Here is a 26,365-nt window from a genome sequence, read left to right as displayed (position 1 = left end):
TGATTTAATTACTCCCGTTTACAATTTTGTCCTCTAAACTGAAAAAATCAAAGTCCGCATATCCGCCGACATTTTTGGTTGCATAATTGAACAACCCAAAACGATAACCCATAAAATGCGGAATGGTATAAGACATTTTAAGTGGTTTCCCAATGGGCAGCCAGGATTTGCCGTCGAGACTGTAAAAGAAACTGGCTGTATCTTTCTTGTCTTTGAAATCACATTCCGCTTTCAAATAGACTTTATTTTGAGACAATGATATACTTTCAATCTCATCGGCCTTGCCTGTTAGCGAGCGAACCATAACAATCGAAGATCTGTCGCTCCCCATTTTCACACCTGCAAAACCATAGTTTTTTTGCAACAATCCTAATCCTGCCATATCCCCTTCCTTCATTTTTGAAATATCAATCAAAGTGGAAGCAGAGGATTCCGGACCGATGGTACGCTGCGTCAGTGTATTTCTTGCACTTACAAACGAGGTATCAATCCGCCCTGTTTTTAACCGCAGAAATCCCTTACGTTCTGTCACCGACCAAAGGTTATTATCGGGATTGTGATTCCATTGCCAGATCAGGGGCAAGGCAGATTCTCCCTTTTTGCGTGAAAAATCATCGGAAGCGACAATGCCCGGCATCAAACCTTTGCTGGCTGGTAAGGCAAGTATTTCAGGCACTTTTCCGTCATTTCCCAGCACCGGCCATCCATCTTTCCAGGTAACCGGTACGAGATAAGGAATCCGGCCGACGGCACCATAATCCCGGAAAAGATAAGCATACCATTTCCCGTCCGGCGTATCGATCAGCCCGCCTTGCGCAACGCCTAAATCCTGTAATCCAATGCGGCCTTCATAAGGTCCCGTGATTGTATCAGCCCGGTGAATCACAACCGTTCGCATACCTCCTTTCGGCCATGTGATGTTGAAAAGATAATATTTACCGTTCACCTTGAAAAGCTGCGAACCTTCTGCCGGAAGACCTCCGCTGGCACCCGAAGGCAAACTGGCATTTTCAATAATAACCTGCTCAGCGACACCTTTTTTCACCGCCGAGGCATCCGCTTCCAGTTGGACCATTGTGATTTTTCCCGCTCCGTAAATCAGATAAACCTTTCCATCGTCATCAAAAAATAAAGAATGGTCATGATAGGAAGGCGAAAATGACGACATTTTCCACGTTCCTTTTTCAATATTTTTTGTTGTAAAAATATAGATCTTGCCAGTTGTCTGAGCGAAGGTTGTCACATAAAACAACCCATTGTGATAACGAAAACTGCTGGCCCACGAGCCACGGCCATAAGTGCTTTTTCCATTGGTAAGATTGAGCGCATCCATATTTGCCAGCGTGTCGTAGGCATAACTGACCAGCTGCCAGTTCACCAGATCGTTCGATTTCATAATCGGCAGTCCGGGGCTCATATGCATGGTGGTGCTGCTCATATAATAGGAGTTTCCGACGCGTAGCATGGACATATCAGGCACGTCGGCAAAAATGACCGGGTTTCGTGCCGTTTGCGCCTGAGAAAAATGGCTCAAAACCAACACACAAAAAAGCAGGCAAAACAAAGATTTTTCTTTCATTGGAAAATGACGATTATGCCCGTTTTGTTATTCAAGTGGCCCGATGAGTTCTATAAAGGTACCGTCAGGATCTTGCACCAATACAAAGTGCGCGTCTTTGTTGAGCTGTGTAGGTGTTTTTCCCAGAAAGGCTACTTTCTGTCCTTTCAGCCTTTCGATAATTGGTTTTAATGATTTGACATGGATGGTAATGTATTGGGCACCGGTATCATCCTGTATGAATTTCTGTTTTGGATGCGCCACTTTTTTGCCAAAACTCATCAGTTTCCATTCGCTGGCTTCCGGGCTGTTTTCAAGTTTCAGAATGTTGACATTCGTGGCTTCTCCACCGGTCAGGCCGCCTCTTTTTCCAAATTCCTCATTGATTGTGAAATTCCCGGTTTTTACCATGCCAATGCCATTGACATAGAAGTCCAATGAACGCTCCATATCGGCCACCACTACACCAACGCCGATTGACTTATTAGTAAAGTTGGACTGAGCGTGAACCAGACTGCAAAAGAGCACCGCGGAGACTGTCAAAAAGTTTCTAAAAATTGACTTTTTCATATAATCTAATTTAATATTTCTTCAAAAATGAATTTTAATATTTGTGTAAAACGAAGTGTAAACTCACCCAAACCTATTTTGATACTTTTGGAAACATCGGATCATTTCCGCTGTACTTCAAATATTTAAAGGATGCAGAATTGGTAGTCGCTTCTCCCGATGAAGTAGCATACATACCGAACAGACAGCCGATAAAACCTCCCGCAACCTGCGTACTCAGGAATTTAGCGTCAACCTTATCTTTTAAAAGCTGCCAGGAAGTTCCTTTTGAAAAATGAAAACTGTAAGAATCGCCTTCGGCTGTGATGCGTAGTTTGACCGGTTTTGAAACATCAGTTAAAGGCATTTGCGCGAGCAGTTCCATCTCTTTTTTATCCGCAATGCTTTTATAAAGCTGGATCATAGGTTTACCATTTTCCATGGATTTACTCAAAAAATAAAAATGAGATTCATCCTGAAAAATGGTCAGCCCCGCTTTTTCTTTTTCTGATTTGGCAGAAAAGTCAAGTTCCACTTCCGTTGTACAATACAAATGCTGCTGACGTTTTCCGATAAAGGAAGGATTACCCATTTCCATGATCGTTTCCGGTTTTAATTTCATCGTCAGGCCGCTTTTCTGTGATAGTGAAAATGAATTCTTATCAATAGTCCTCATAAAAAGAAGCGCCGGATCCAACGTTTTTTCGAAAGTCAGCGTGTAGGCAAAGTTGCCGGCCTGCGGAGGCGTATCCTTTTGTTTTACTTCCTTATAATTTACGGCATACTCATATTTGATCTCTTTGCTATCGGGATTAATGATCGGCCAGTCGTTTTTCCATTCCACAGGTGCGATGAAAGTTTCGCGACCGGTGTTGTAAAAATTTCCTTCATAAGGTCTAACGGCAAGAAATATGGCATAGGTTTTACCGTCCGGACCATCGACAAACTGCGCGTGACCAGCCGACGTTATCGGATCTTTACGGTCGTCCGGCAATCCTTTTTGCGTAAGAATCGGGTTATTTTCATATGGAACAAAAGGTCCCCAAACGGATTTGCTGCGAAAGACAACTTCTGTATGATTGACCGATGTTCCTCCCTCGGCTGCATACAAATAATACCAGCCATTTCTTTTCATGATATGCGGTGCTTCAATCCAGACCGGCTTTTTGCTTAGGTCTACCCCGCCATTAACAAGCTGTTTTTCTTCACCTATCACCTTCAAAGTCGCAGGATCAATTTCATAAATCCGGATGGTTCTGTGGCCGGGATACAGAGACTTTCTTTCCGGCGGATCGCTGTTGTAGATGATGTATGCTTTGTTTTCTTCATCAAAAAACAGAGACGGATCTATGCCGCGGACCTGGGGAACGCGGACAGGATCACTCCACGGGCCAGCCGGATTTTTGGAAGTGACTATGAAATTCCCGTCGTGATCAATATCCGTACAAGTGACATAGTACGTACCATTATGAAAACTGATCGCCGGTGCGAACAAACCCCTGGTTAGTTTTTCTCCCATGAAATCCATCTGCGACGGGCGGTCGATGACATTTCCAATCTGTTTCCAGTTTTTAAGATCCTTGCTGTGAAAAACTGGAATTCCCGGAAAATAAGAGAAGGTAGAATTAACCAGATAATAATCCGTCCCTACCTGAACCACACTCGGATCGGGGTAAAAGCCGGTTAAAATCGGGTTTATGATGGTGGTTGTCTGAGCACTCGCGCATTCACTAAAAAAAATGCTGCCGGCAAAAAACACCGTATAAAAAAAATGCTTTGTCTTCATTTAGTAATCTTAATCAACGATTTGGTTTTCTAAATAAGCGGTGTCAAACCGCAGATATTTCTGCCTATATTTTTATTACTTTTCCTGCGGCGGCCGATTTGTAAATCGCTTCCACAACCCGGATATCTCTAAGCCCTTCTTCACCAGGAGCGATCAGATCCGTGTTTCGAAGTATGGCATCGCAGTCTTCATCCATTTGTTTAGCCTGCTGATTTTTAATCGGAAATTCAATCAATGTTCCATTCGACAGACTTCCTTTATTTCCATTGTAACCCGACTGCGGTTCCAGCTTTGCCCAGCCTTTTTCATAGTTGACATGCAAGTGATTCATGTTGATGCCAAAACTGGTCTGGCAGGAGGCTTTGGCGCCGCTTGGGAAATCAAGCATAAACATCATCGTTTCTTCCACTTCCTTGTAAATATCCGGACGTGTTGTAGAAGCCTGGGCGAAAACACTGATTGGTTCCTCACCCGTTGCAAGCCGTGCTCCCTGCAAAGCGTACACACCCATATCCCCCATCACACCACCTCCGAGCGACTTTTTCTGTTTCCAGTGATCGGTGCGCGCGTCAAAATATCCGGCGGCACTTGTCACCATCTTTACCTTACCAAATTTTGGTTCTTTAGCTAGTTTCATAATCGCCTGGATATTAGGATCATGCTGACAGCGATAGCCGATCGCCAGTTTAACTTTACTGCTGCTGCAAGCCTTGATCATCGCTTCGCAATCTGCCACTGAGGGCGCCATGGGTTTTTCACAAAATACGTGTTTGCCTGCTTTTGCGGCGCGTACCACATATTCCCTGTGCATGGATGGGGGCAATACCACATAGACAATATCGATATCCGGATTATTGGCGATCTGATCGAAATTCTGATAGTTGTAGATATTTTTATCAGGGATCTTATATTTCGCTTTCCAGGTTTCAGCTTTTGCGGGCGTTCCCGTCACAATACCCGCCAAATAACATTTTTCAGTCATTTGAAGCGCCGGTGCCAGAAGATCTGTGCTATAATATCCAAGGCCCACCAGGGCGATGCCCAATTTTTCTTTTTTCTGGGCGGTAGCAGCTAGCAAGGGATTACCGGAAAACAACGCAGCGGCTCCTGCCAAAGTCAGGGTTGATAAAAAATCGCGTCTTTCGAGTTGCATATTAATTTTTGATAGGAATGAATAATGATATATTAATTATCAAGGAGTTATTGTTTTAATATTTCCATTGCTATCTCTCAGCAACTCTCTGACTTTTACACTGCGAAGATGCGTTTTACCGGAAAGCTCAGCATCATGATAAAACAGATACCATTTTCCGTTCACATCAACGATCGAGTGATGCGTTGTCCACCCTTCGACCGGAGTCATGATCACGCCTTTGTAGGTAAAGGGTCCATAAGGCGAAGTTCCCTCCGCATAACAAAGCAAGTGCGTATCACCTGTGGAATACGAGAAGTAATACTTTCCGTTAAATTTGTGCATCCAGGCTCCTTCAAAAAAACGCCTGCTGGCATCTGAGGCAAGAAGAGGTTTGCCATTTTCATCAAGGATCTGAACATCACGCAAAGGCTCGGCAAATGAAAGCATATCGTCTTTCATCACAGCAATTTTTGCGCTTAATGCAGGTTCATTTTCATGGCCTTTGCCTAGATCAGTCATCAAAGTTTTATTGTAGGTTCCTGTATGCCAGCGCTGAAGCTGACCTCCCCAGATTCCTCCCAGATACATGTATGTCTTACCATCGGTATCCATAAACACAGCCGGATCGATGCTATAACTGCCCTCAATAGGTTTTGCTTCTGGCTTAAAAGGTCCGGCCGGGGTTTTACTTGTAGCCACGCCAATACGGAAAATGCCCTCTTTATCTTTTGCAGGAAAATAAAGAAAATATGTTCCGTTTTTGTAAGCCGCATCCGGTGCCCACATTTGTTTATCTGCCCAGGGTACATCTTTTACATCCAGTGCCACACCATGATCGGTCACTTTTCCACCGATCCTGTCCATGGAGAAAACATGGTAATCGCGCATCTGGAAATGCCCGCCTTCGTCATCCTGCGGCACGTCAGCTTCCACATCATGGGACGGATATATGTAAATTTTTCCATTAAAAACATGTGCTGAGGGATCGGCCGTGTAGAGGCCGTCGATCAGGGGTTTTATCTTTTCAGGCATTTTCTGGCAGATCCCTTGACAGGCAGTGGCAGCAATAATCGAGAAGGTGACTATAAGACTCTTATTGAATTGTATCATCATTTATGTTTTTAATACTGAAAGCAGAGCGTTGGCGTGTTACTACTTATGTGGTTTTATTCAAATCCTGACAAAACTAATCCTGAAACACAGAACTGCGCTTATGGCAGCCCTGCGTCCCAGGCTAATTGTTTTTTGATCAACATGTATTAATATCCCGTGTTTTGAGGAAACTTAGGACCTTCCACGACCCTATCAATCTGAGACTGAGGGATTGGTCGTAACATATGAAAATCTTTGATGTAAGGTGCGGCCTCTTTGTTCCATTCCTGCACACGGCGGACAAGTGAGCGCGTTCTGACCAGATCATGCCAGCGCTGCCATTCTCCGAAAAATTCACGGCTTCGTTCATCCAGAATAAAATCCAGAGTTACATCAGCAGCGGTAATCGTCATAGCCGTCGCCGCAGCTGTATTCTGAGCCGCGGTATTCGTTTTTCTGAATGCTGCACGCTGCCTTAAAACATTGATCAGCGTTGCAGCTTTGGATGCATCGCCTGCTTTGAAACTTGCCTCAGCACCAATCAGGTAAACATCAGAAAAACGGTATAAAACACAAGGACGCGTTGATGGATCGTTGAAATTGGCACCGCGACTTGGATCCATATATTTTTTCAATGCCGGATAAATACCGTTATTCCAAAGACTTGGCGGCACAACAATGCCTTTAAATGGCCTTGATCCTACAAACTGAGGCGCCCCTGGCACTTCATAATCGGGCAGCCAAACGGCTGTATCCGAACCCGGAACGGTGGTGTAACCAATTCCACGGGTATTATTGGCGGTTGTTGGGGTATTCGTTACTGCGGTATTGGAAATATAAACCGTGTAAAATGAATTGGCAAAACGTGAATCGACATCACGGTTTGTGAAAGCCTGATCAAGGAAATAATTTTTCCCGGCACGTGTTCCCGTGGTCTGCTTATCCGAATTCGGACGCATCCGCACATAAGGGCGGCCATAGTACGAATCACGGATCATGCCCGAAGTTCCACTGTTGGTAAAAGCTCCGGCAGCATTTTTGATCGAATTGATTCCACTGTTGTTGGGATAATTCCAGTTGGTAAACCATGGACTCAGGTTTTGGGCCGCACCGCCGCCGGCTGCTCCACCGACGCTGTAATAACCATATTTTGGATCCAGCACGTGGTCGCTGACAAACATCGTTTCTTTTCCATAGTCATTCGCAGGCACAAAGGCATCGCCATAATCCTGCCAAAGATCAAGTCCATAAGCAGATTTGTTGGCAATAATCTCGTCACAAATTTTTGCCGCCTGCGAAAAGTCATTGGCTGTATTGTTCAGCCATCCGCGGGTAAGGTATACTTTGGCCAGCAAAAACTGCGCAACGGGTTTGGTTGCCGCTTTTCCAAGGAATGGAGCGGTCGGCTGGTTGGGCAAATCAGCGGCAGCCTCTGTAAGGTCTTTGATGATCAGCTCATAAACTTCTGCCGCAGGCTGGCGCGAAGCGGCCTGTGAGGCTACGGTAATAAATTCGGTATGAAGCGGAACATCACCCCAGGTCTGGACAAGATAAAAATACCAGAAAGCCCTTAAAAATTTAGCCTGGGCAAGGTATTGCTTCCGCGTTGTTTCATTCAAATCAATGGTCTGACCATACTGAAGTACGCCGTTGAGCGTGTTAATATCCTGAAATGCGACGCCCCAGGCTGAGCCGAAATTACTGCTGTTCAAACCGTTGTAGGTATAGGCATTACCAGTTCCGGCATTGACGCCCTGGATAAACTCGTCGGTTCCAGCCTGCATTTCGACCGTGAACCCTTCGGTGCCCCATTGGCTTCGAATATCGTTGTAAACCCCTGCAATCCCTCCGAGCACACCGGATGGACTATTAAAATAAGAAGGGACGATTTGGGATTGTGGATGCTCTTCAAGCACTTTTTCACAACCTGAGCTAAGTGCAACGATCAGCCCGGCAGTAAGCAGAATTTTTATGGATTTCATGATCGATTAGAATTTAAGGTTAACGCCCACAGTGAATTGTCTTACCGGAGGATTATTAAGATTTACCGAAATCTGACGCTCTGGCGTACCGCGGTCGCTGGAAGCATCCGGGTTTAGCGTCGACTGACCACTTGCATAACTGTTTCCTTCCGGGTCGATAGCAAGATTATCTCTTACCAAAGGCGAATAGATTATAAATGGATTGGTCAGGTTTACGTAGATTCTGGCCGATGTTGCACCAATCTTTTTGAAAACATTACTTTGGAAAGTGTAACCAAAGTTGATACTTCTGCATTTGATAAACGAACCATCGTAATAACCAAGCGTTGAACCAAAGTTTGCCACAGCGCCGCTTGCGTCAGGAGCAGGAAATGCGTTGGTAGGATTTGTTTCTGTCCAATAATCTGTTTTCACCTGATTCACACGGCTTTGGTTATAGAAGGCAAATCCGCCTGATCCTGTAGAGTTACCTGTCAGGTAAGGCACAATTACTTTCATTCCCATCCGGGCATAAGTAACAACGGAAGCATCAAAATTCCTGAAACTGAAACGGGTTGTAAGGCCTCCCTCCCATTTTGGCTGAAAATTACCCAGCAGCTGACGATCGTTGGCATCAATTTTTCCATCACCATTAAGGTCCTGTACTCTGATTTGTCCTGGATATTGTACAGGAGATGTTTGTTTGGCTAATGTGCCATTTTCCTTGTCGGCAGTCTGCCAGATACCCAGCTTTTTGTAATCATAAATAACAGAAAGTGGCTGTCCTACAAACCATCCTGCGCCGATATTGGACTGTTCCTGTGGTGTGGTCAACTGGGTGATTTTCTCCCGGTTGAAAAAATAAGTCGCGTCTACGCTCCAGTTAAACCCTTTTGGTTTTCTGATGATCTCAAAGGTTGTGGTCACTTCCACCCCTTTTCCTTCGGTTTTACCAAGATTTTTTAGGGTTGAACTCGCACCATTGCTGGCAGGCAGCGGGACTGAGAGCAGAATATTTTTGGTTTTTTGATGATACCAGTCCACCGATCCTGTAATGCGATTGTTAAGAATACCAAAATCAAGACCAATATCAAGCTGCGCAGTCGACTGCCAGGTCAAATCATTGGCTGGAAGACTGGTCACTGTATAAGCCAGCTGCTGTCCGGCAGTACCAGTTCCAAAATTGTAATAACCGGCAGATAATGCTCCAAGAGTTGAATAGGCACCCACATTCCGGTTTCCTGAAATACCCCAGCCGCCGCGTAACTTAAGATTGGAGACAAAAGTGGCGGATTTCATAAAGCTTTCTTCAATCACATTCCACCCCAGACCAATAGCCGGATAATTAAAATACTGATTACCAGGAGATAAGGTAGAGGATCCGTCCCTACGAAGCGTCATGGTCAGCAAATACTTATCGGCATAGCTATAATTAAGCCGGCCCATGTAGGATAATAACCCGGTTTCAGAAAAAGAGTTGCCATAATCAGAACTAGCCACAGGCTGCCCTGATGCAAGCGAGAAATTGGATGTTTTAATGTAATCTGCCGGTACCCCTGTCACTGTGAAACGGCTGCCCAGCGAGTGATTTTTGGTATACTCAAAAAGTGCGGTAAAACCCAGTTTATGCTTTCCTGCAAATGTTTTATCGAAATAAAGCAAATGCTGCAAGTTCACGTCCCAATATTCTGTGTTACTGATCTCGGCATTGGATGATGCCTGCGTTGTGGCTGAGTTAAAATAGGTAAGCGGGCCATTATAATTGTTAAAATTCGACTGGCTGAAATTCAATCCCGCATTGAACCGGTATTTAAGTCCTGGTAAAATATTCACCTCTGCGTAAATACTGTTGAATGTCCTCAGAGAGCGTGTACGTGAAAGATAGGAATCTTTTTTCGTCATAATCGTAAGCGGACTTACACCAGCCGCATCAATGGAACCTTCCGAGGGGAATATATTGACTGTACCATCAGCATTATACGGTGAGGCGAGTGGTGTTAAACGCACGAGTCCACCTGGAATGCCACCCCCGCCAGGCGTGTTCTGGTATGTCAGCGTGTTGAGCGTATTAAGACCGATCTTGACGTGTTTTCCAATCCGCTGATCGATGGTCGCACGGATATTGAAACGCTGAAAATTCTGGTTTGGAATAATCCCTGTTTCATTAAAATAACCCAGACCCAACGAATACTGCGTCGTCTCACTGCCACCCTGCACGCCCAATTGGTGGTTAGTCATAAATCCTGGCTTGTATATAAGACCCTGCCAGTCTGTCGATACGCCGTTATCAAGGGCTTGCTGCTCTTTCTGTGTAAGCACATAACCGGACGTTCCCGGGCTTGTACGGTTGTATTTGGCCGCATCAAGTTTGAACTGAGCATATTCAGGGCCATTCATCACATTGAATTTTCCCATTACACGGGTTTCTCCGTGGTATCCGTCATAGCTGAATACAGGTTTACCAACCTTACCTCTTTTAGTCGTTACTAAAATCACACCCCCTGAACCGCGTGAACCGTAAATTGCTGTTGCCGAGGCATCTTTCAAAACCTCAAGGCTCAGGATATCATCCGGGTTTATGTCATTCAAACCACCAAAAGGTATCCCGTCGACCACCACAAGGGGTCCGTCCTGACTGTCGGCAGTACCCGAACTTGTCGTAAGTGTCCGGTTGCCCCTGATTCTGATTTGCCCCTGAGAACCGGGGGTACTTCCATTGCTGATGATTGAAACACCGGCTGCCCGGCCCTTCAACTGATTGATCAGATTAGGAGCAGGTACTTCTTTAAGTGTGCTTTCACTGACAGAAACAACCGAGCCTGTCACATCCCTTTTCCGCTGGGTACCGTAACCTACGACCACCACTTCATCGAGCACCTTATTATCACCTTTCAAAATTACATTCAGGACTTTTTGCGTTCCAACTACCACTTCCTGAGACACATAACCAACAAGCGACACAACCAGAATTGTATTGGCGTTCTCAGCAATGTTGATTTTGAAATTTCCATCGGTATCGGTGATCGTTCCCCGGGTAGTGGATTTAATAAGTATACTTGCCCCGGGAAGTGCGGCACCATCTTCCCCAGTTACTTTTCCTTTGATCTCCACATCTGCAACCGATGTTGATCTTAACGGAATGCGATCGTTAATTAAAAATGTACTACTGGCAAAAGTTTCCGTAGACAACCCGCCCAGCAGTAAAAAGTGTAGGCCAGAGATCCCCATGACCCTTGCCACCATATTAAAGTTTAATAAAGAGTCTTGCATAAGTTTGGAATGATTAAGTGTTTCCGAATAGATTGGGTTGCACCTACTGAATGATTCTCATTCATGTGCGGCATCATAGTAATTTCCGGTAACTGTTTTAATTGGTGCATTAGCATGTCATAAAATTTGGGTTAAAAAAAAGTTTACGAACACTTTCATTTGGTTTTCAGTAATCAATTAGTGTCAATTTGACATTATTTAAATACGGCATAATTTTGATTTGAAAATTCTCCGTTCACGCTTTTCGCCTTGGAAGAAAATTTTTCGATAGTATGGATGAATCAGAATCAGTGCACTAATTCAGTTCATCATTTTTCCCAGATATTATTTGATTAATTATCGACAAATGTAATAGGGCATCGATGTCTATTGTGAGCAGATTTGTTCATTTTACAGCTACTATTGTTCAAATCCACATAAAAAATGCCGTATTCAAGGAGAAACTTGCATTTTTAGGTTTAAAATACCGTTTTTCGTAGGTGGAATGTAATCGAAGCCCTCGTGGTCCTATCCTTGAACTGAAATATCCCTTTACTTTTCCTGGCATACGAAATATGATGGTCTCAACAATGGCGGGCTTTTAATTTTACCGGATCAATGCGCATAACAAATTATTATATATATCACTTTGCATGCTCGCTGGTAATAATCCTTACGGGTTATTACACAGCCTGGGCTCAGCGTGCTGAACCAAGTTTTACGTCGATTACCTCCATGGATGGGCTCTCGTCCAATACAGTAACAGCTATTTTAAAAGATAGCCATGGACTGATGTGGTTTGCAACTGACGATGGCCTTAACAAATTTGATGGTACGGATGTAACGGTATATCGTCACCGTAAACAGGATTCAACCTCATTGAAATCCAATGATATTGCCAGTCTACATCAGGACCGAACCGGTAATATCTGGGTGGGAACCATTGAAGGTGGACTACACTTTTATGATCGAAGAAAGGATTCATTTGTGAGCATTCCATCCCCGCATAGCGTCACAAGTATAGGCAGCGATGCAACAGGAAAACTCTGGATAGGAACGACCAATGGATTAGTTAATGTAGATGCAAAAAATCACCGGATCAGCACATTTTCTTCAATACCCAACGTTCCGGATGAGCTTTCGAAAGGACTTATACTGAGCATTGCAACAGACAGAAAGCAGAGGGTATGGGTTGGCTCGAAAAACGGTTTGTTCAGGATTGACCCTTTCCGTAAGGACAACGAATACATTAATTATCTTCAGGCATTGCCGGAAGAAAGCGGTTCTCGAACTGTTAAGTCTATTATTGAGGACTCTGGTGGAAATTTATGGGTCGGTACTTACAGCGGCGTACTGAAACTTGATTCAAATGGGCAGCTCTTAAAGCATTTCAAGTATGAATCAGGCAATAAAAATTCTCTGAGTTCTAATATGGTTTTTGCAATTTCATTGGCAAATAACCATAATATCTGGATATGCACCGATGCAGGACTGAATATTCTTGATATCAACAGCGGAAACATTCAACGGTATGGCCCGGATGCCAGAACTGAATTTAGTTTAACAAATAAATCGGTACGCAGCATACTGATTGATAATCAAGGTATCTGCTGGCTTGGTACATACAAAGGCGGTGTAAATAAGTACGACAAAAATCTGGCTATTTTCGGATTAAAAAGATCTTATACCAACGATCCGTATGGTCTAAGTGCTCCGTTTGTTACCTCGTTTGCCCAGAGCCCTTCAGGTGCGCTATATGTGGGTACAGACGGCGGAGGGCTCAACTTATATGACCGGGAGAGGAATCTTTTTAAAAAATTTCAGATCAATCCTCAAAACAGGAATGCCGCATCTGGATTGGCTATTCTGACACTCGAATTCACCGCTGAGAATGAACTTTGGATAGGAACGTTTCAGGATGGCTTATTCCAGTTTAATCCAAAAACTGGCCAACATAAGCAATACTTACGTGGCAAAGATTCTTCCAGTCTGAGTAACAACGAAATTTTCTGTTTGCAAAAAGACAGATCCGGCAAGTTGTGGATAGGTACCAATGGTGGTGGCGTGCACTTGTTTGATCCGGAAACAAAACATTTTGAAAGATATTTCAACCTGACAGTTCCTGCTTCACAGCGGATTATTCCCCTCAATGGATATATCAGAGATATTTTACAGGACAGCCAGGGAAGAATCTGGATAGGCTCGCATGGAACCGGCCTGGCAGTCTTTGACCCGGTCAAACGAAAATCGATACTGCTCGATAAACAATCCAGTAATCTTCCCGGCAATATCGTCTCATCTATCCTGGAAGATAAAAAAGGAAACATTTGGGTTGGCACATTCGGAGAAGGACTTGCCCTGTTTGATTCCGTTTCAAAAAAATTCATTTCGTATGGAGAAAAGGAAGGACTGGCAAGCAATGTGATCAATAAGATTCTTGAAGACGCTCAGGGCCGAATCTGGGTGAGTACTAATCAGGGTATCAGTTATTTTGATCTTAAAAATAAAAAATTTACCAATTACAGTTCTTATAACGGGATTCAAAACAAAACGTTTGTCCTTGGCTCAGGAATACGGACGTCTGATAACATTTTGTTTTTTGGTGGCATTGCAGGTTTCAACTACATTGATACGCGAAGTCTACCCTCATGTAAAAACATAGCGCCTATCATCCTGAAAGATCTGCGTATTGGTAACAAAAGCATTACAGCGGCAGATTCCAGTTTTATTGATGCTGATATCGCTGTGGCCAAAAAGATAAATCTGGATTACAAACAGAATTTTTCACTGGGGTATGCCGCCCTGGATTATACCAATCCCAGGCAGATGCATTACCGGCACAGGCTTATAGGCATGCAAGCCGACTGGAATGAAACTGGACTCAATAATTTTGCCAGCTACACCAATTTAAGCCCTGGAAGTTATGTATTTGAGGTACAGTCCAGCAGTGACGGTATCAATTGGGGCCCTGATTCTACCTCGATATCAGTGCACGTAAAACCGCCCTTTTATCTTACCATTTATGCATATATTTTTTATCTGTTGACTCCAATTGCTATTGTATTTGCAATGCGCCGCCGGGGAATCCAAAAACTTCAAAGGGAATTTAGGGAGCAACAAAAACAAGCAGAAGCTGAACAGGCAAAAGAACTGGACAGGCAAAAAATAAAGTTTCTTACCAATCTGAGTCATGAACTCAGAACGCCGATATCTCTGATTCTTGCACCTACTGAAAATTTATTGATCAAAACAAAAGCAACCGAATTAAACGCACCGGTCTTAGCGATTAAAAGAAATGCCAAAAGACTGCTCAACCTTGTTGACCAGCTTCTGGATATTAAAAATATGCAGCAGCAGGAGGTAAAACTCAATTTGGAAACCAGGGATGCCATCCTGTTTATCAAGGATACCTGTGAACAGTTCAGCGACCTTTCATTCAGAAAAGGCATTCAGTTCAACATTGAAAGCGATACTGCCCAGCTGTATATGGATTTTGACGCGGAAAAACTGGAACGGATACTTTTCAATTTGCTGTCTAACGCATTTAAATTCACACCTAAGGGTGGAGAAGTAGAACTGGGCATTTGCCAGCAAAATTCCGCTGATGGCAATTCCTGGCTCACCATTTTGGTAAAAGACACCGGAGTAGGTATTACGGAAGCTAACCATGAAAAAATATTTGAAAGGTTTTTCCAGGATGACACAGATCTGTCGATCCTGAATCAGGGAAGTGGTATCGGGCTTTCAATCGTGCGTGAGTTTGTTCAGCTGCACCAGGGAACGATCACGGTAAAAAGCCAGCCAGGCCTGGGCAGTACCTTTACGGTTCGGCTACCAGTGGTAACCAATTTAATACCGCTTTCACCGGCCGGGCAATCGGGCTCCGATAGGCTCCTTTTGCCTTCTGCCAATGAGGACATGGTTATTAACAAAAAGGAAAAATCAAATCTTGATGATCCGTCCAGTGTATTGATCATTGAAGACAACGAAGAATTCAGGCACTATCTGAAAGAAAGCCTTATGCCTTTTTATCATGTCGTAGAAGCAAATAATGGAAAAGAAGGATGGCAAAAAACGTTGAGTCACCACCCCGAGTTGATCGTCAGTGATATTGCCATGCCGGAAATGGACGGAATTACTTTAAGCCAAAAGATTAAAGCAGACAAAAGAACGAAACACATTCCTATCATATTACTTACTGCATCCAATGGCGAGCAGCAGCAGCTTGAAGGGCTTAATTCAGGAGCTAACGATTATCTGACAAAACCGTTCAATTTCGAAATTTTGAACGCCAAAATAAATAATCTGATATTGTTAAACAGGCTTTTGAAAGGCGTTTATTCCAGGCAAATCAGAGTTTCTGACGAGCCGCTACAAATGGAATCAAGTCAGGAAAAATTGCTCAAAGATATGCTCTCTTACATTGAAGACAATCTGCACACCGCTCAGCTTAGCGTTGAAAATCTGAGCAAACATGTCGGCATGAGCCGAGGGACCCTTTACACCAGGGTTCTTGAAATGAGCGGCCAGACGCCCATTGAATTCATACGTTCTATCAAACTTGAAAAAGCAGCGTTGTTGCTCGAAAACAGCGATCTTAGTATTTCGCAAATATCTTACATGACCGGTTTTACGGCTCCCAATTATTTTGCCAAATCATTTAAAGCCAAGTTCAATATGCTTCCAACCGAATATAAAGTAGTAAAAAGGAAAACGCATCACCCAAAATAACAAAGGATCAGATTTCTATTTTTATTAATAACTCTGAGCAGACACCACGGATCTTAAATAATTAAAACCAACGGTGATATTTAAAAATCAGACAGCCAGGAGTGGGTCAACTCCGGGCTGTCTGATTTATCAATTTAGTACAAGGCCAAAGGGCTTTTTAAACAAATCTAATGATTTAACACTTTATGTACCGGGATATTAGCACCTGATGATTCACTGGTCTGATTGCGAATGATCGAATAGATATCAGTTCTTCTGTCTTTCAAATTCCGGACACTTCCAAATTGATTTAATTCACGCAGACTATCAATGTCAACTTCGGCAATTAAAATCATCTCCGTGTTTGGGGTTGCTTCGGCTTTTATTCCATTTGTAGGAAATGAAAAATCGCAAGGGGTAAAAACCATGGACTGCGCATATTGAATATCCATATTATGAACTTTGGGCAAATTCCCAACACTTCCGGCAATCGCAACATAACATTCATTTTCAATAGCTCTTGCCTGAGCACAATTTCTTACCCTGGAGTAGCCATTTTGGGTATCCGTCAGAAATGGTACAAACAATATATTCATTCCCTCATCGGCCAATATGCGACTTAACTCAGGGAATTCAACATCATAGCAGATTAGAATACCTATTTTGCCACAGTCCGTGTCAAAGGTTTTTATTGTGCTTCCTCCTTGCATACCCCATACCTTTGCCTCATCCGGCGTTACATGCAGCTTTTCGAACCGTTCGATGCCTCCGTCCCTTTTACAAAGGTATCCAACATTGTAGAGACTGTTGTCAACTACCTCCGGCATACTTCCAGTGATAATATTTATATTGTATGAAATGGCAAGCTCCGAAAACCGGCTGACAATCCGATCAGTATATTCTGCTAATTTTCTTATCGCAACCGGTTCAGCCAGATGATTATAATCCGACATCAATGGCGCATTGAAAAACTCAGGAAATAAGGCAAAATCACACCGGTAACCCGATACTGCATCCACGAAATATTCTACCTGCTGCATCAATTCATTAAAGTCATTGTACAGCCTCATCTGCCATTGTATCAAACCCAACCTAATGATTGATTTCTTAAAAGCAGCCTGATCTGAACTTTTCTCATAGTAAACATTATCCCACTCAAGCAGTACGGCATATTCATTAGAGTCTTTATCTCCTTCCAGATATCCTTGAAGTATTCTTGCAGGGTGAAAGTCATTAGACAATTGGAAATTTAACACAGGGTCATGTATGTCTTTATTTTTTACCTTGTCAATGTACTCCTTTGGCGAGATGACATCGGAATATTGATGGTAATTAGGAATCCGGCCGCCAAATACAATCCCTTTAAGATTTAATCTTTCACAGAGCTCTTTTCTATAATCGTATAAACGTCTTCCCAACCTTAAACCTCTAAACTTCGGCCGTATAAAAACATCAATTCCATATAAAATATCTCCTTTGCTGGTGTGAGTTTTAAAGCTATAATTGCCGGTAATTTCTCTATAGGTATGTTTGGAATCTACTTTGTCATAGTCAACGATAATTGACAATGCACACCCTGCCAGCTCATTATCTACTCTTATGCCCACCTGCCCTTCGTGAAAAATGGAGATCAGTGTTTTGATGTGATGTTCTTTCCAATAGGCGTTTGGCATATTCGAATAGGTCTCAATCATCATTTCTTTAATTTCCTGATAATCTTCTGGTTTAAGAAATACCAATTCAATATTCTCAATCGATTTTGTGTCTTTATTAGTTTCCATGTGGTTGCTTAGTTCCCAATGATCTTTTTAGTGGGATGAATGAATGCGATAAATTCCGTTGGCGTGGAGGAGTAATCTTAGGAATTAGTTTGTCAATTTAAAATATAACAGAAAGCCAGCCCTAATTTTAGTGCTTCCTTTAAATGGTGATGGTAAAAAACATTTTCCCACATTGAGAAATCTCAATGTGGGAAAATGATGTAATTCTTGTACTTAACAGTAACGCCCGTTTATTAACTTCGATAAAGATTTGCTGTTATCTGTAATTCCAATATGTAAAGCTTTTGCAGGCGACTGGTGTGATAACAAAAAGTTTTATTAAGTTGTACTATTGTAACGGCTTAATTGCCTGCTGATAATCTGGTGTCTTCTTTTTTGCCAGCATCCTGCTCGGGCGACGTCTTTTTTGCATTTTCTGCCGGATCGTTAGGAAGAGATCCCGTTTCTTCTGATCCAGCTTTTCCTAATGTTGCATTCGGATCTTCTTCGTCAGCTTCATTGCTATTTTCTACTTTTCTTACTTTATCTTCATGATTTTGCATAACATTTTTGATTTAGATAGCGTAATACTATCATGTAAAAAATCTCATGCCAATGTTTATGGCATTCTTTGTATTCGCTGGACGCTATACGAAAAAGGTGCTTTGGGACCTATCAAAAAAAACTGCTTTCTAATACTGCTAATCTCCATTGCGACGATTAAAATTGTTGTTTCTTTATCCAAAAGCGTATTTTTGATTTTTTTCAAAAAAAATCAAACGGCCAGTCCGCATTCTAGAAAATTTCGGTGAAAGTATTTTTACCAAAATAAATTTAAAAATTTGTTAAATATACAAGCATCTTTTCGTTAAAACGGCAACGACTGAAAAACTAAGACTATTTATTGACGATCGGGAAGAATGATAAACAGAAAATGGAACGTGCAGAACAGATTCCCGGGAACGCTAATAGTCATAACTTTTTTCTTACTGACCTTCTCTTCACCTTGTTTGCTTCATGGGCAGGGCGTTGGCCGGGTAACCAGATATTCCATTCAAAACGGGTTGTCGTTTGGTGTAGTTAACAGCATCGCCCAGGATGACAAAGGCTTTTTATGGTTTGCGACCGGGGACGGACTGAATAGGTTTGACGGTTACTCATTCAAAGTTTTCAAGCATAATCCCGAAGATAAATCCAGTATTTCGGGCAATTATGTCAAATCGATATTCAAGGATCGGGACGGTGTAATCTGGGCCAGTTCGCGAAGTGGCTTAAATGAATTTGTCGCCTCAAAAGAAAACTTTGTCCGTCATATTCCTTCCCTGCAAAAACATGGGAGCGCTGACGATGTAACGGATATTTCTCAGGCCAAAAACGGCGATTTATGGCTGTCACTTAATGGCTCCGGATTTGCCTCATTCCATAGGAGCAGTAAAGTTTTTAAATATCACGATCAGAAAACGCTCCCGGGTCTGATGACAAATTCGGTCCTAAGCGTTCTGGAAGATTCAAAAGGTCTTCTTTGGCTGGGAACAAGGGACACGGGTATTGAGGTTTTTGAAATTGATAAAAACAGGACACTCAAAAAATCCGGCATTGACATCAGTGCTCTTCCCAAAGCCCGCATCAATAAGATTTATGAAGATCATGCCCATAATATTTGGATCGCTTCTTCAAAAGGGCTTTTCTTGTTTAAAAGAGATAACAAAAAATTCTATACACTACGCGTCAGCACCTTTCACAACAGCAACATTTATCTATCGCTGGTTGAGAATCAGGAGAACAAATTGCTTGTAGGTGTGCAGGACGGTGGCGTTTATTCCCTGGATCTTGAAGCTGCGAAAAACTTAGACCCTGAAAATTTTTCGTTTGAACAGGTTACAAATACCCGTAACCAGGGCATTACCCAAAGATCTGTGCAGTCCCTGTATATGGATAAGGACCATAATATCTGGCTGGGAACTTATGGAGAGGGTGTGTATCTGATCGGAAGCATTCCTGAAAAATTCCGTCTTTTCGAAAAGAAAATCATTGACAGCCGTGCGGAAACGTACCTTAGATATTACGGCATGTGCCTGGACAATGAAGGAAATCTTTGGCTTGGGACCGACGGTGACGGCATTTATAAAACCAGATCTTCCGGCCAGGTTATTAAACATTATAGTGCTGATGGCAAGCAGGGAAGCATCAAGGATGGGGCAATCATTTCGGCATACAAGGATAGCGGAGGCATCCTGTGGTTCGGGACTTATTCAAAAGGTCTTTTTCAATATGATCCAGCAACTGACTCATTCATACAATTTGCTAATGATCCCAAAAACCCAGAAAGTATTCCTTGTAATGACGTCCGGGTAATTTTCGAAGATTCCAAAAAAACACTTTGGGTGGGTACAAATGGCGGCGGGCTGACACGCTTCGACCGGGAGAAAAGCGTTTTTACGCAATTCATCCCCTCGAACAGCAGCATAAATTCTAACGATATCCGGGCGATTACAGAAGATGAAAAAGGAAACTTATGGATAGGCACTTACGGCGGCGGTCTGAATTATCTGGATACAAAAACAATACGTTTCACCCAGTTTTTTAACAATTCGCGTCAGGGCTTTCACATTTCCAACCGTATCGTATTCTCACTTTATCTGGATGACCGGGGCAGACTGCTGATTGGTTCGGAAGGAAACGGGCTTTTATTATATGACACAAAAAAGAAAACTCTTAGACTATATTCAGAAAAAAATGGGCTGGCAAGCAACGTGATCAATTCCATTCAACCCGAGAGTACCAATAGCATATGGGTCAGTACCAACAGAGGCCTTTCGCGAATTAACCTCTCAAATAATAAAATTGAGAATTTTGACCGAAGTAGTGGCCTTCAGTCGGGCCAGTTCAATCCGGGCTCGGTACTTTACAATCCCAAAGAAGGCTATATATGTTTTGGAGGCACCGAAGGATGGAATTTGTTTTATCCCAAACAAATCCTTACCTCAAAATACAAACCAACAGTACTGATAACGGGCATTCAGTTATTCGGAAAAAAAGTAGAGATCGGAAGCAGGCAAAATGGAAAGGTGATTCTTAGTGAGCCCATTAGCAACAAAACTAAAATTACACTGGAACCGCACCAGTCCGTTTTTTCAATTCAGTATGCGGCTTTGAACTATGCTTATCCGGAAAAAAGCCAGTTTGCATACAAACTGGAAGGGCTGGATAAGGACTGGAATTTTGTTCAAAATGAGCGGACGGCCACTTACAGGTATCTGCCGGCCGGCGATTACGTATTTAAAGTAAAATCGGCAAATCAGGATGGCGTCTGGTTTGAAGATTATAGCAGTATTTACATCAGCATTTTACCGCCCTGGTATCAGACCTGGTGGGCATATTTTCTGTATCTGACAGCAGCCGGCTTGCTGATCTATTATTATCAGAGATACAAAACCAGGCAGGCGCAGTTAAAATACGAAGTTCAGCTCGCACATTTTGAAACCCAGAAGGAAAAAGAACTGAATGAACGTAAAATATCTTATTTTACCAATATCTCACATGAATTCCGTACACCGCTGACGCTGATTATCAATCCGGTCAGAGAGCTGCTTAAAAATGAATCAAATAAGGATTCTGCAAATCTTAATATCATCCACCGTAATGCCAAAAGACTGCTCAGCCTGGTGGACCAGCTGCTGCTTTTTAGAAAAGCTGAGCAGATGCAGGATGAGCTAAACCTGGGTATTCATAACCTGCCAGCGTTAATCAGTGATGTATTTCAATGTTTTTTACATCAGGCTGAACAGAAGAATATCCGGTATGAATTTGTTTGCGAAAACGAAGACATGGTAATTACCGCAGACATTGAAAAGCTGGAAATCGCACTTTTCAACCTGATTTCCAACGCAATAAAATTTACGCCCGAAAACGGTAATGTTAAGGTATCACTCTCTGAGACAGAAGAGCAAATCCAGATCCTGGTGCAGGATTCCGGCATAGGCATTCCGTCTGATGCGGGTGAAAAAATATTCTCGCTCTTCCATCAATATCCTGATAAAAGAGCAATTTCAAAAGGAGGGTTCGGAATTGGGCTTTTTCTGGCAAAAACATTTGTCCAGAATCATTTTGGCGCGCTCACCTATCAGTCCAGTCCCTCAGAAGGCACGGCTTTCAAAATCCAGCTTCCAAAGCAACATCCACAGTTAAAAATAAGTAAGGTGCAGTCAAATCATTTGGCTCATTTATCTGTCTTTCTTGAAGAATTGACTGAACCCGGCAATCTTGTTTCTGATGAGACGGAAAGTGAAACAGAACAGACCAGGCCCGTTCTTGAACATCTGAACGCGAAAAAACCAACCATGGTAATCGTTGACGATGATGAAGAAATGCTTAGATATTTAGCTGGCCTATTTCAGGAGAAATACAAGCTCATCCAGGCAGAAAGCGGAGAGCAGGGATTACAGCTGGTAAAAAAACATGCGCCCGATATTGTGATCAGTGATGTAATGATGGGGGGAATGTCAGGTGTAGAAATGTGCTTAAAAATGAAACAGGACCTAGCAGTAAGCCATATCCCTGTTGTGCTTTTAACCGCAAGTTCATCACCTGAATCCAGATTAAAAGGCATTGAGGGCGGAGCGGACGATTACATCAGCAAGCCCTTTGATAAAGATCTTCTTGTTGCCAAAGTCGCATCGGTTCTAAAAAACAGAAACGATCTTCAAAAGTATTTTTATAATGAAATTACGCTTCAATCCGGTGATTTCAAGATCTCGCCAGAGTATAAGGAATTTTTGCAACGATGCATCGCCATCGTGGAAAGCCACATTACAAACCCGGATTTCAATATCAAAATACTGGCATCAGAAATCGGCATGAGCCACTCGACCTTATACAACCGTATCAAATCCATTTCAGGACAATCGACCAATGGGTTTATCAGGTTTATAAGACTAAGACGGGCGGCGGAAATCCTGATCAGTACAGATACGACTATTATGGAAACAGCCGATCTGGTGGGGATCAATGACATCAAATATTTCAGGCAGCAGTTCACCCATTTATTTGGGATGAAACCTTCTGAATATATAAAAAAATACAGAAAACCCTTTCACCAAAAACATTCGATCAACAAGGATATTTTCAAACCAAAATGACGAATTGTGCCCGTTTTATTGAAATATGTCTAGTTAAAAATGCCTGATTCTAATAAAATCAGGCATTTTTATTGATATACCCCCCTTTTAATGTGAAAATGTCCCCTGTCTGCAACATTTAAATAATCCTACTTTTGGTTGATCAGTTTATAAAACCGGACCAGCTGAAAGCCTGCTATTATTATTCCAAGATTAAGGTGATTTAAGCCTGTCTTGTTAGAAAACAGAAGCCAGCCCGCAAAATTTATTTCTGATCTCCAAGCCAATTATTTACCTATCAATTTATTTATTCATGAAAAAACCTTTTCATAAACATGCTGTCTTTTTTCAGCTGTCTTACGGAAAAATCAGATCGGTTGCGCTGTTGTTGGTGCTGATCCCAATGCTATCTTTTTTCTCCTATGGACAGACATTTACAGTTAAAGGACTTATCACCGCAGAAAATGGCGAGACGCTTCCGGGTGCCAGTGTGATCCTCAAAGGAACCTCCACGGGAACCACCACCGATGTTGACGGAAAGTATTCCATAAACCTGGCTGATGGCAACGGAACACTGGTTTTCACTTATATCGGTTATGTTGCCCAGGAAGTTGCCGTGGCTAACAAAAGTCAGCTTGACATCAAACTGGTCGCCAACGACAAGACACTTAATGAGGTTGTAGTTGTTGGTTACGGGACCCAGAAAAAGGCGACACTGACCGGCTCTGTATCTGAGGTGAAAGGAGCTGACATTGTCAAAAGTCCTCAGCCTAACGTTTCCAACTCGTTGGCAGGACGCTTCTCTGGTTTTGTGGCCAACAACCGGGGCGGTGAGCCTGGTTATGACGGGTCAAGCTATACGATACGCGGTTTTGCCTCAACCGGAAACAATGATGTGCTAATCGTTGTCGATGGAATACCGGGCCAGGTTGGTGGCTTGGACCGTCTTGACCCAAACGACATTGAAAGCATTTCCATTCTGAAAGATGCTTCCGCCGCTGTGTATGGTAGCCGCGCTGCAAATGGCGTAATTCTGGTCACTACAAAACGCGGAACGACAGGAAAACCGGTTATTTCTTACAGTTTCAACCAGGGCTTTTCCTCTCCCACCCGTCTGCCGAAACTGGCGGATGCAGCCACGTATGCAACGATTTTGAACGAAATCGATTATTACAACAATCCGTCTGGCGGAATGAACCAGTATTATTCGGCTGATGAAATCGAAAAATTCAGAAACGGTTCAGATCCGATCAACTATCCTAACACAGATTGGCAAAAAGTTGCCCTCAAAAACTTCGCGCTTCAAAACCAACACAATCTGAGCGTAAATGGTGGTACTGAAAATGTGAAATACTATGTCTCGCTTGGAACAATTTACCAGGACGGTCTCTACCGCAGTGGCGCCACAAAGTACAAACAGTATAATTTCCGATCAAATATTGATGCCAATATCACAAAAGATTTTAAAGTGAGCCTCGGTTTATCAGGACGTCAGGAAAACAGAAATTTCCCGATTTCTTCGGCTGAAAACACATTCCGGTCTATATACCGCGCCTACCCTACGTTGATTGCACAGTTTCCGAACGGCTATTATTCTACGGGTGTGGAAAACAGCAATCCTGCGGTATTGGGAACAGATATAGGCGGCACAAGCAGCAATCCGACTTCCATTTTCAACGGTATTCTGAGAGCAAGCTACAATCTGCCTTTTATTGACGGACTTTCGGTAGACGGATTTTATTCGGTCGATAAATCATTCAATTTCACCAAAACCTTCTCTACGCCCTATACGCTTTATAATTATAACAAAGCAACAGACACTTATTCGCAGGTGGTAACAGGCGGTTCTGCCGGGAAAGCCTCACTGGCTCAGAAACAGATCAATCTGACAAACATCACCCAGAATATCAAACTGACTTATTTGAAACATCTTGGAAAACACAACATCAACACCTTTGTTGCTTATGAGCAGAACAAGAGAAACGAGTTGACTTTTGAAGCCTCACGCATCAATTATCCAACGGTTTCAACACCAGAACTCTCACAGGGCGGCGCAGCGGCAACTGACAAAAACAACTCCGGCAGCAGTTACAACTTTACCAGAAAAAGCTTTATAGGGCGTTTTGCCTATGATTTCGACGAGAAATATCTGGCTGAAATCCAGGCACGTGTAGATGGTTCATCTATTTTTCCAAAAGGAAACCAGTACGGTTTTTTCCCTTCTATTTCTGCGGGTTACCGTATTTCGCAGGAAGACTGGTTTAAAAATAGCGTAACCTTTATCAATGATTTGAAAATCCGCGCTTCCTATGGTTCACTAGGGAATGACAATGTTGGCCAGTTCCAGTTTTACAATAACTACTCTTTCAACAACCAGTATGTGTTGGGAAGCAGCGTCATTACGCCGGGAATTGATTTAACAAAACTTGCCAACCCGAATATCACCTGGGAAACTTCCAAAAAAATGGATATTGGTCTGAATGCGGTTTTTCTGAAAAACTTTAACATAGAAGTGATCTATTTCAGTCAGAAACGCTCCGATATCCTGGCCGCACGTAATGCGTCGATTCCAAATACTTCGGGCATTGTAAATCCTTACGGCTCTGGCGCGCTTGTGCCGGATGAAAACCTTGGTAAGGTCAACAACAGGGGTTTTGAAGCGACTTTGGGCTACAATCACGCGGGCACTTTCAGATATAATATCTCAGGAAATATTACTTATGCAAAAAGCAAAATCATCTTTAAAGATGAAGCGCCGGGCGCTCTGGATTACCAAAGAGAAACCGGCGGTCCGCTTTACACCTACCTGGTCTACAAAACAGCCGGTATTTACCGCACGCAGGCAGACCTTGACCAGTATCCCCATCTTCAGGGCGCTCAGGTCGGTGATTTGATTTTGGAAGATTACAACAAGGATGGCAAGATAACAGCCGATGACAAAGTAAGAACAGACTATGGCAATGTGCCACTGCTTACTTACGGTGTGGTTTTGAACGGCGGTTACAAAGCTTTTGATCTTTCCGTAGTATTCTCCGGCCAAGCTATGGCAAGCCAGTATGTACTTCCGGAATCAGGCCAGGTTGGTAACTTTTACAGCAGCTGGGCAAACAACAGATGGAGCCCGACCAATCCGGAAGGAAGCTACCCACGTGCAGACACGCGCGCTTCCTCCTCAATCAACGGCGGACTGAACCAAAATGATTTCTGGCTGAACAATGCAGCTTTTGTCAGATTGAAAAACGTGGAATTGGGTTATACATTGCCTAAGTCAGCGCTGTCAAAAATTAAAATACAGTCTTTGAGAATTTATGCCAGCGGATTTAACCTTTTCACACTTACGGGCGTGAAGGATTACGATCCGGAAGGAAGCCAGGGAAGCGGACAGTTTTACCCGCAGCAACGTATCCTGAACCTTGGATTAAGCATCAAGTTTTAACCGTAAAGAATC

At 42.9% G+C, this 26,365-nt stretch carries 12 protein-coding genes; 3 read left to right on the top strand and 9 right to left on the bottom strand.

Annotated features, from left to right (window positions below):
• Positions 1–4: 4 nt before the first annotated feature.
• The 7 genes from IEE83_RS12350 to IEE83_RS12320 form a co-directional block, all read right to left on the bottom strand.
• Positions 5–1,579, bottom strand: coding sequence for a glycoside hydrolase family 43 protein (locus IEE83_RS12350; protein WP_194120876.1), 1,575 nt, complete (start codon positions 1,577–1,579; stop codon positions 5–7).
• A gap of 27 nt (positions 1,580–1,606) precedes the next feature.
• Entirely contained in the window at positions 1,607–2,128 is a 522-nt protein-coding gene (locus IEE83_RS12345; protein ID WP_194120875.1) for a VOC family protein, read from the bottom strand.
• A gap of 73 nt (positions 2,129–2,201) precedes the next feature.
• Positions 2,202–3,893 (bottom strand): glycoside hydrolase family 43 protein, encoded by a 1,692-nt coding sequence (locus IEE83_RS12340; protein ID WP_194120874.1) that lies wholly within the window; start codon positions 3,891–3,893, stop codon positions 2,202–2,204.
• A gap of 64 nt (positions 3,894–3,957) precedes the next feature.
• Complete coding sequence (locus IEE83_RS12335; protein ID WP_194120873.1) at positions 3,958–5,046, bottom strand: Gfo/Idh/MocA family protein; 1,089 nt, start codon at positions 5,044–5,046, stop codon at positions 3,958–3,960.
• Positions 5,047–5,085: 39 nt separating this feature from the next.
• Positions 5,086–6,060: a glycoside hydrolase family 43 protein gene (locus IEE83_RS12330; RefSeq protein ID WP_228101784.1), complete on the bottom strand. Its 975-nt coding sequence runs from the start codon at positions 6,058–6,060 to the stop codon at positions 5,086–5,088.
• 227 nt (positions 6,061–6,287) lie between these two features.
• A complete protein-coding gene (locus IEE83_RS12325; protein ID WP_194120871.1) occupies positions 6,288–8,102 on the bottom strand; it encodes a RagB/SusD family nutrient uptake outer membrane protein in 1,815 nt (604 codons plus the stop codon).
• 6 nt (positions 8,103–8,108) lie between these two features.
• Positions 8,109–11,351 carry a SusC/RagA family TonB-linked outer membrane protein gene (locus IEE83_RS12320; RefSeq protein WP_194120870.1) on the bottom strand — a complete coding sequence of 1,081 codons (3,243 nt, stop codon included), beginning with the start codon at positions 11,349–11,351 and terminating at the stop codon, positions 8,109–8,111.
• Positions 11,352–11,948: 597 nt separating this feature from the next.
• Between IEE83_RS12320 and IEE83_RS12315 the strand changes: the two genes are divergently transcribed.
• Entirely contained in the window at positions 11,949–16,061 is a 4,113-nt protein-coding gene (locus tag IEE83_RS12315; RefSeq protein ID WP_194120869.1) for a hybrid sensor histidine kinase/response regulator transcription factor, read from the top strand.
• 167 nt (positions 16,062–16,228) lie between these two features.
• On the opposite strand, the gene IEE83_RS12310 is transcribed toward IEE83_RS12315, so the two are convergent.
• Both IEE83_RS12310 and IEE83_RS12305 read right to left on the bottom strand, forming a co-directional pair.
• Entirely contained in the window at positions 16,229–17,821 is a 1,593-nt protein-coding gene (locus IEE83_RS12310; RefSeq protein WP_194120868.1) for a carbon-nitrogen hydrolase family protein, read from the bottom strand.
• A gap of 341 nt (positions 17,822–18,162) precedes the next feature.
• A complete protein-coding gene (locus IEE83_RS12305; protein WP_194120867.1) occupies positions 18,163–18,363 on the bottom strand; it encodes a hypothetical protein in 201 nt (66 codons plus the stop codon).
• 357 nt (positions 18,364–18,720) lie between these two features.
• On the opposite strand from IEE83_RS12305, the gene IEE83_RS12300 reads away from it, so the two are divergent.
• Both IEE83_RS12300 and IEE83_RS12295 read left to right on the top strand, forming a co-directional pair.
• The gene (locus IEE83_RS12300; RefSeq protein ID WP_194120866.1) at positions 18,721–22,938 is read left to right on the top strand and encodes a hybrid sensor histidine kinase/response regulator transcription factor; all 4,218 of its coding nucleotides are present in this window, start codon (positions 18,721–18,723) and stop codon (positions 22,936–22,938) included.
• A gap of 292 nt (positions 22,939–23,230) precedes the next feature.
• On the top strand, positions 23,231–26,353 hold the full coding sequence (locus IEE83_RS12295) for a SusC/RagA family TonB-linked outer membrane protein (protein WP_228101783.1): 3,123 nt from the start codon (positions 23,231–23,233) through the stop codon (positions 26,351–26,353).
• Positions 26,354–26,365: the final 12 nt, after the last annotated feature.

It is taken from the genome of Dyadobacter subterraneus, assembly GCF_015221875.1.
GTDB classification, from domain to species: domain Bacteria; phylum Bacteroidota; class Bacteroidia; order Cytophagales; family Spirosomataceae; genus Dyadobacter; species Dyadobacter subterraneus.
This window is presented reverse-complemented; position numbering and strand designations above follow the sequence as displayed.

Bases quoted from the DNA above. Each gene is read 5' to 3' on its own strand.
- IEE83_RS12350 (WP_194120876.1), bottom strand. From the start codon at position 1,579: ATGAAAGAAAAATCTTTGTTTTGCCTGCTTTTTTGTGTGTTGGTTTTG.
- IEE83_RS12345 (WP_194120875.1), bottom strand. From the start codon at position 2,128: ATGAAAAAGTCAATTTTTAGAAACTTTTTGACAGTCTCCGCGGTGCTC.
- IEE83_RS12340 (WP_194120874.1), bottom strand. From the start codon at position 3,893: ATGAAGACAAAGCATTTTTTTTATACGGTGTTTTTTGCCGGCAGCATT.
- IEE83_RS12335 (WP_194120873.1), bottom strand. From the start codon at position 5,046: ATGCAACTCGAAAGACGCGATTTTTTATCAACCCTGACTTTGGCAGGA.
- IEE83_RS12330 (WP_228101784.1), bottom strand. From the start codon at position 6,060: ATGCCTGAAAAGATAAAACCCCTGATCGACGGCCTCTACACGGCCGAT.
- IEE83_RS12325 (WP_194120871.1), bottom strand. From the start codon at position 8,102: ATGAAATCCATAAAAATTCTGCTTACTGCCGGGCTGATCGTTGCACTT.
- IEE83_RS12320 (WP_194120870.1), bottom strand. From the start codon at position 11,351: ATGCAAGACTCTTTATTAAACTTTAATATGGTGGCAAGGGTCATGGGG.
- IEE83_RS12315 (WP_194120869.1), top strand. From the start codon at position 11,949: ATGCGCATAACAAATTATTATATATATCACTTTGCATGCTCGCTGGTA.
- IEE83_RS12310 (WP_194120868.1), bottom strand. From the start codon at position 17,821: ATGGAAACTAATAAAGACACAAAATCGATTGAGAATATTGAATTGGTA.
- IEE83_RS12305 (WP_194120867.1), bottom strand. From the start codon at position 18,363: ATGCAAAATCATGAAGATAAAGTAAGAAAAGTAGAAAATAGCAATGAA.
- IEE83_RS12300 (WP_194120866.1), top strand. From the start codon at position 18,721: ATGATAAACAGAAAATGGAACGTGCAGAACAGATTCCCGGGAACGCTA.
- IEE83_RS12295 (WP_228101783.1), top strand. From the start codon at position 23,231: ATGAAAAAACCTTTTCATAAACATGCTGTCTTTTTTCAGCTGTCTTAC.